This window comes from Pseudomonas sp. P4_D7 (assembly GCF_056401755.1).
On record NZ_JBFUIR010000033.1, the window covers coordinates 79,808 to 87,994 of the forward strand.

4 protein-coding genes are annotated in these 8,187 nt (G+C 57.0%); 1 reads left to right on the top strand and 3 read right to left on the bottom strand.

Going from position 1 to position 8,187, the window contains the following annotated elements; genetic code table 11:
• Positions 1 to 62: 62 nt before the first annotated feature.
• Positions 63 to 4,958 carry an NAD-glutamate dehydrogenase gene (locus tag AC1DVF_RS20335; RefSeq protein WP_477783048.1) on the top strand — a complete coding sequence of 1,632 codons (4,896 nt, stop codon included), beginning with the start codon at positions 63 to 65 and terminating at the stop codon, positions 4,956 to 4,958.
• Between the two features lie 61 nt (positions 4,959 to 5,019).
• Here AC1DVF_RS20335 and AC1DVF_RS20340 read toward each other — a convergent pair whose 3' ends face one another.
• From AC1DVF_RS20340 to AC1DVF_RS20350, 3 genes are all read right to left on the bottom strand, one after another.
• Positions 5,020 to 6,318: an NHL repeat-containing protein gene (locus AC1DVF_RS20340; protein ID WP_460090630.1), complete on the bottom strand. Its 1,299-nt coding sequence runs from the start codon at positions 6,316 to 6,318 to the stop codon at positions 5,020 to 5,022.
• A 366-nt stretch (positions 6,319 to 6,684) separates the two neighbouring features.
• Positions 6,685 to 7,398 carry an ATPase gene (locus AC1DVF_RS20345; RefSeq protein ID WP_477783049.1) on the bottom strand — a complete coding sequence of 238 codons (714 nt, stop codon included), beginning with the start codon at positions 7,396 to 7,398 and terminating at the stop codon, positions 6,685 to 6,687.
• 216 nt (positions 7,399 to 7,614) lie between these two features.
• Complete coding sequence (locus tag AC1DVF_RS20350) at positions 7,615 to 8,019, bottom strand: cupin domain-containing protein (protein WP_116255707.1); 405 nt, start codon at positions 8,017 to 8,019, stop codon at positions 7,615 to 7,617.
• Positions 8,020 to 8,187: the final 168 nt, after the last annotated feature.

The following is an 8,187-nucleotide window of genomic DNA, read 5'->3' on the forward strand; positions in this document are numbered from 1 at the left end:
CCCGAAAGGGGTGTTGCACGCGACGCTTTCCATCAATAACAAGCTTAAGCGGAGTACCACAGATGGCGTTCTTCACCGCAGCCAGCAAAGCCGACTTCCAGCACCAACTGCAAGCGGCACTGGCGCAGCACATCAGTGAACAGGCACTGCCACAAGTGGCGCTGTTCGCTGAACAATTCTTCGGCATCATTTCTCTGGACGAGCTGACTCAACGTCGCCTCTCCGACCTCGCTGGCTGTACTCTTTCTGCGTGGCGCCTGCTTGAGCGCTTCGATCACGCGCAACCGCAAGTGCGCGTCTACAACCCTGATTACGAGCGTCATGGCTGGCAGTCGACCCACACCGCGGTCGAAGTCCTGCACCACGACCTGCCATTTCTGGTCGACTCGGTCCGTACCGAGCTGAACCGCCGCGGCTACAGCATCCACACCCTGCAAACCACCGTGCTCAGCGTACGTCGTGGCAGCAAGGGCGAGCTGCTGGAAATCCTGCCGAAGGGCAGCACCGGCGAAGGCGTGTTGCACGAATCGCTGATGTACCTGGAAATCGATCGCTGCGCCAACGCGGCCGAACTGAATGTGCTGAGCAAAGAGCTGGAACAGGTTCTCGGTGAAGTCCGCGTCGCGGTCGCCGATTTCGAGCCGATGAAAGCCAAGGTGCAGGACATCCTCACCCAGCTCGACAACAGCGCCTTCGCCGTCGATGCCGACGAAAAGAACGAAATCAAAAGCTTCCTGGAATGGCTGGTGGGCAACCACTTCACCTTCCTCGGCTACGAAGAATTCGTGGTTACCGATCAGGCCGATGGCGGCCACATCGAGTACGACCAGAACTCCTTCCTCGGCCTGACCAAATTGCTGCGCACCGGCCTGACCTACGATGACCTGCGCATCGAAGACTACGCCGTCAGCTACCTGCGCGAACCGACCCTGCTGTCGTTCGCCAAGGCTGCGCACCCAAGCCGTGTACACCGTCCGGCCTACCCGGACTACGTGTCGATCCGTGAAATCGACGCTGACGGCAAAGTCATCAAAGAACACCGCTTCATGGGCCTGTACACCTCCTCGGTGTATGGCGAGAGCGTGCGGGTCATCCCGTTCATCCGCCGCAAGGTCGAAGAAATCGAGCGTCGCTCCGGCTTCCAGTCCAAGGCTCACTTGGGCAAGGAACTGGCGCAGGTGCTTGAAGTACTGCCGCGTGATGACCTGTTCCAGACCCCGGTCGACGAACTGTTCACCACCGTGATGTCGATCGTGCAGATCCAGGAACGCAACAAGATCCGCGTGTTCCTGCGCAAAGACCCGTACGGTCGTTTCTGCTACTGCCTGGCCTACGTGCCACGCGACATCTACTCCACCGAAGTTCGCCAGAAGATCCAGCAAGTGCTGATGGAGCGCCTGAAGGCTTCCGATTGCGAGTTCTGGACGTTCTTCTCCGAGTCGGTTCTGGCCCGCGTGCAGTTGATCCTGCGTGTCGACCCGAAAAACCGTCTCGACATCGACACCGTGCTGCTGGAAAAAGAAGTCGTACAAGCGTGCCGCAGCTGGCAGGACGACTACGCCGCACTGACCGTCGAAAGCTTCGGCGAAGCCCACGGCACCAACGTGCTGGCCGACTTCCCGAAAGGCTTCCCGGCCGGTTACCGCGAGCGTTTTGCAGCGCATTCGGCCGTGGTCGACATGCAGCACCTGCTGAGCCTCAACGAAAAAAATCCGCTGGTGATGAGCTTCTATCAGCCGCTCGGTCAGGTCTCCGGCCAGCGCGAGCTGCATTGCAAGCTGTATCACGCCGACACCCCGCTGGCGTTGTCCGACGTCTTGCCGATTCTGGAAAACCTCGGTCTGCGCGTACTGGGTGAATTCCCGTACCGTCTGCGTCACACCAATGGCCGCGAGTTCTGGATCCACGACTTCGCGTTCACTGCCGCTGAAGGCCTCGACCTCGACATCCAGCAACTCAACGACACCCTGCAGGACGCCTTCGTCCACATCGTTCGCGGCGACGCCGAAAACGATGCGTTCAACCGTCTGGTACTGACCGCCGGCCTGCCATGGCGCGACGTGGCACTGCTGCGTGCTTACGCGCGTTACCTGAAGCAGATTCGTCTGGGCTTCGACTTGGGTTACATCGCCAGTACCTTGAACAACCACACCGACATCGCTCGTGAACTGACCCGGTTGTTCAAGACCCGCTTCTATCTGGCGCGCAAGCTCAGCGACGACGATCTGGAAGACAAGCAACTGCGTCTGGAACAGGCGATTCTGACCGCACTGGACGATGTCCAGGTGCTCAACGAAGACCGCATCCTGCGTCGTTACCTCGACCTGATCAAAGCGACCCTGCGTACCAACTTCTACCAGACTGACGCCAACGGCCAGAACAAGTCGTACTTCAGCTTCAAGTTCAACCCGCACGCGATCCCTGAACTGCCGAAGCCAGTGCCGAAGTTCGAAATCTTCGTCTACTCGCCACGCGTTGAAGGCGTGCACCTGCGCTTCGGTAACGTCGCGCGTGGTGGTCTGCGCTGGTCCGACCGTGAAGAAGACTTCCGTACCGAAGTCCTCGGCCTGGTAAAAGCCCAGCAAGTGAAAAACTCGGTCATCGTGCCGGTGGGCGCGAAGGGCGGCTTCCTGCCGCGTCGCCTGCCACTGGGCGGCAGCCGTGACGAGATCGCGGCCGAGGGCATCGCCTGCTACCGCATCTTCATTTCCGGTCTGTTGGACATCACCGACAACCTGAAAGACGGCGCGCTGGTACCGCCGGCCAACGTCGTGCGTCATGACGACGATGACCCGTACCTGGTAGTAGCAGCGGACAAGGGCACTGCGACCTTCTCCGACATCGCCAACGGCATCGCCATCGATTACGGCTTCTGGCTGGGTGACGCGTTTGCGTCCGGTGGTTCGGCCGGTTACGACCACAAGAAAATGGGCATTACCGCCAAAGGCGCGTGGGTTGGCGTACAACGTCACTTCCGCGAGCGCGGCATCAATGTTCAGGAAGACAGCATCACTGTTGTCGGCGTCGGCGACATGGCCGGTGACGTGTTCGGTAACGGCCTGTTGATGTCCGACAAGCTGCAACTGGTCGCTGCCTTCAACCACATGCACATCTTCATCGATCCGAACCCTAACCCGGCAACCAGCTTCGTCGAGCGTCAGCGCATGTTCGACCTGCCGCGTTCGGCCTGGACCGACTACGACACCAGCATCATGTCCGAAGGTGGCGGCATCTTCTCGCGCAGCGCGAAGAGCATCGCGATCTCCCCGCAGATGCAGGAACGCTTCGACATCAAGGCTGACAAACTGACCCCGACCGAACTGCTGAACGCTTTGCTCAAGGCGCCGGTGGATCTGCTGTGGAACGGCGGTATCGGTACTTACGTCAAAGCCAGCACTGAAAGTCACGCCGATGTCGGCGACAAGGCCAACGATGCACTGCGCGTCAACGGCAACGAGCTGCGCTGCAAAGTCGTGGGTGAGGGCGGTAACCTCGGCATGACCCAATTGGGTCGAGTGGAGTTTGGTCTGAATGGCGGCGGTTCCAACACCGACTTCATCGACAACGCCGGTGGCGTGGACTGCTCCGACCACGAAGTGAACATCAAGATCCTGCTGAACGAAGTGGTTCAGGCCGGTGACATGACCGACAAGCAACGTAACCAGTTGCTGGCGAGCATGACCGACGAAGTCGGCAACCTGGTGCTGGGCAACAACTACAAGCAGACTCAGGCCCTGTCCCTGGCGGCGCGTCGTGCCTACGAACGCATCGCTGAGTACAAGCGTCTGATGGGTGATCTGGAAGGCCGTGGCAAGCTGGACCGTGCCATCGAGTTCCTGCCGACCGAAGAGCAGATCAACGAGCGCATTGCCGAAGGCCACGGTCTGACTCGTCCTGAGCTGTCGGTACTGATCTCGTACAGCAAAATCGACCTTAAAGAGCAGCTGTTGGGCTCCTTGGTACCGGACGACGATTACCTGACCCGCGACATGGAAACGGCGTTCCCGCCGACCCTGGTCAGCAAGTTCTCCGAAGCCATGCGTCGTCACCGTCTGAAGCGCGAGATCGTCAGCACCCAGATCGCCAACGACCTGGTCAACCACATGGGCATCACCTTCGTTCAACGACTCAAAGAGTCGACCGGCATGAGCCCGGCGAACGTCGCTGGCGCTTACGTGATCGTGCGTGACATCTTCCACCTCCCGCACTGGTTCCGTCAGATCGAAGCGCTGGACTACCAAGTCAGCGCTGACGTACAGCTGGAGCTGATGGACGAGCTGATGCGTCTGGGCCGTCGCGCTACGCGCTGGTTCCTGCGTGCCCGTCGCAACGAGCAGAACGCTGCCCGTGACACCGCGCACTTCGGTCCGCACCTGAAAGAGCTGGGTCTGAAGCTCGACGAACTGCTGAGCGGCGAAATCCGTGAAAACTGGCAGGCGCGTTATCAGGCGTACGTCGAAGCCGGTGTGCCGGAATTGCTGGCGCGTATGGTTGCGGGCACCTCGCACCTGTACACCTTGCTGCCGATCATCGAAGCGTCCGACGTGACCGGGCAGAACCCTGCCGAAGTGGCCAAGGCCTACTTCGCCGTAGGCAGTGCGCTGGACATCACCTGGTACCTGCAACAGATCAGCGCGCTGCCGGTTGAGAACAACTGGCAAGCCCTGGCCCGTGAAGCGTTCCGTGATGACGTCGACTGGCAGCAACGCGCGATCACCATCTCCGTCCTGCAACAGGGCGACGGCACTCAGGACGTGGAAGCACGTCTGGCGCTGTGGATGGAACAGCACGAAAGCATGATCTCGCGCTGGCGCGCCATGCTGGTGGAAATCCGCGCGGCAAGCGGCACGGACTACGCCATGTATGCCGTGGCCAACCGTGAACTGCTGGATCTGGCGTTGAGTGGGCAAGCGGTAGTGCCTGCGGTGGCTGCGAATGCCGAGGCTGAACTGGCGTAAGTAAGCGCTGAATGAAAAAGCCCCGCTCTCGGAAGAGGCGGGGCTTTTTCATTTTCCTTATTTACACCAGTTCCGAACAACGAAAGGCGAAACCGCGTACGCCATCGGCATGAGGCAAGGAAGTGCCAGCCCCGATAATCTGATCATTTTGGGTGGCTATGGATACGCCTAAATCGAGAACATCAGTTAGATTAATGGTCAAAAAACCATTATCTGCAAAATTCATGTCTTGAACACCGTCCAGGTCGAACTTGGCAATGATCGTTTTTGAGTTTTCCTCTCCTAAGGTGTCAGCGATAACCATTATGTGCTTACCCTGTCGCAGGGTACCTTGATGCCATTGAATACCCATCGGCGCCCGTGGATATGAGGTAATCAATGGCTCGCCTTGATTAAAGTAAGAGACCAATGCGCCTTTGTTGTCGATACAAAACAATAGGCCACTTTGAATCGCGTGTGACGACGTGCTACCGACCCCCAGGATATTGCCGTCAGGTAATTCTATAAGTTGACTTGTACCGCCACGATGCTGATCAGTTTCAATCACAACGAAGCCTTCGTTTCCGAAATCTTTAATGATGTCACCCTGTGCATTGAAGCGACAAATCATCGGCATCATTTTGCCATTCACGAGAGTGCTTCCACCAACGGTAAACGATCCGTCCTGGAGCCTTATCAGTGAGGTAGCCGTTGTGTAATTAGCAAGATACTGGACAGCGACATAGCCTTTTTCATGAAAATCCATGTCCAGCGAACCGTCCTTTTTCAGCCTGACTAATAAACCGATATTGTCGCTGAAGCTATATAGATGATTGCTGATAATCATCAGCTTGCCGTCGGGCAACTCAATGGAGTGCCCACCTTCGAGGGACGCCGATGCGTCTTTATTGGCGATCTCTTCATTGGATAATCGGTAGGCGGGTGTCGAAATGGGATCAACGATCAGTACCCCATCGTTTCCAAATGTCTTGACGGGCAATCCTTTATCGTCAAAGAGAGCCAAACCACGCAGCGGTGGGGTCGAAGGATCGTACTCGAACCACCCTTCAAGCAGTATTGTCTCGTCTTTGAGTACGCGAACGCCCATGCCCGTTGATAGATCGCCGACTGCGAACTCACCAATGACACTTCCTTGATCACCGAAATCGGCATCTTTTCCACCATCAGTCTTCAAGCGCACGATTGAGAAACGTTTTCCAGCTCTGCCTGCGATCAACAGTTTGTTATCCGGCGCGACGGTGATGCCCCACACAAATCCATTGGTGCCATCCGGATGTTCTAACCAACTCACGCCTGAATCATCAGATCCGAAAGTTGGATCGAGAGCTTCCACGTTAGCGCTATTGATAATGTTAGACATTGCCTGCTCCTCAAACCTGTGGTTTCTGCATACGCCGATAACCGACCTGGGATCGAGAGATCAATACAGTCAGATTATTGGAAGCCAATTTGGCGAGACGGTCTACTGTCAGGGTTGACAGTAGACAGATGAGCATATGTGTGAAGTTTGAGGGCGCGGTATCTCGCCTTTGCTGCCAATGCCGAGTTTTACTCGGCTTGGGCAGTGGTTGAACGAGAAAGCCCGGGTATCGTGAGATGCCGGGGCTTTTTTATGCCTGAGGGTTTTTTGGTGCCTGATGCGGCGCCATCGCGAGCAGGCTCGCTCCCGCAGGTGGAATGCATTTCAAATGTGGGAGCGAGCCTGCTCGCGAAAGGGCCCTTACATTCAATACAACTTAGATGACTGTTTACTATCCAGCATCGAAACTTTGTCCGAAGGTCTGGCGACCAAATTGTTGAGCGACTGGTCAAACTTCTGCAACGCCCGAACTTGCACATCCTGCTGCTGGTTAATATCCGCCACAATTTCCTCCGAACCCTTGAAGTCCGCCCACACCGGTGTCAGCTCTCTTGCCTCGGAGCCTTTCGCCGTACCGATATAGTTCAACTGCGCATCATAAAAATCGGCACTGACGTCGGCCTTGATGTCGGAACTGCGCGAAGTGATCAACTGGTTGTGGGTATCGATGATCGCCACCACATCCGGTCTGGCCGCACGCAGGCTTTGCATGTCCGGATACACCGTCACCGAGCCGAACTGACGCTGCAGCGAGGCGTTGACCCATTCCACCGCCATGTCCGGTTTCGAGCTGGCGACGTAGGCGTCATGGATCGGTTGCACCAACAGGCTCTGGCCGAAACCGGTGCCGGCGTTGGTTTGATAGTCGCGCAGGTATTCGCGGTTGGTCTGGGTACTTGGGCTGTAGACCACGCCGAGCGACACGCCGGGACCGCTTTTAACCTGAGTGGCGCTGCTGCGGCCGGTGGGATGGGGGAGCAGGGTGTCCAGTGAGGAAACGGCTTGGGGCGCGGTGGGTACCGAACAGGCTGACAGAGCTAAAACCGATATCGCCAGTACACTGGCAAAGGCAAGTTTCATGGTGTTTCTCCCGTGAAACAACATCAGTCGGAAAGTTTAAAAGTCGTAAATCACGACCGTTAATTCAGACTAAACCCGCCAACCTGACAATTTGCTGAGCTAACGGCCTTTGAATAGTTTCATTTGCTGTAACCCGCAGCGGTTAATGACGCCGGGAAATAAAAAGGCGCCAATCGTCGATTTGCGCCCGTTTATTTATGGCTGGTTAAACAGCCATCAGTTTTTCAGTGGGATCAACACTTGTTCGTCCGGGGCCAGCACCATGAACACCAGCAACTTGGCGGGTTTGGTTTTGCTGGCATTTTTTGACACCAGATGTTCGGAGCCAGCAGGCTCGTACCAGAACTGGCCCTTTTTGTAGGTAATCGCCTGTTCGCCCTTCACTTGGGAAATCACTTCACCTTCGAGCACGTAAGCCATCGCCGTGCCGTCGTGTTTGTGGGCGATCGAGGATTGGCCGGGTTTGTAATCAACCTCGATCATCATGGCTTTTTTGCCGGGAGCGTTTTTCAGCATCTGGTCTTGCAGGACGGTGACTTTTTCCGACGGGTCGTGGGCGAAAACGGCCGAAGTGCAAAGGCTCAGGGCAAGGGCAGCGGCGAAGAAGGGCAGGGCTTTCATGGCGGGTTACCTGTGATGATCGGGGTGTTGCTGATCACAGTAGTCCGCAGGGCTAAGCATTCAAACGGCCAATATTCGGGAAGATCAGGTGACCAATTTGCGGGGCGTCAGAAAGGTTGTCGGTGTGGCGGAATACGCCTTCGCGAGCAGGCTCGCTCCCACAGGTTC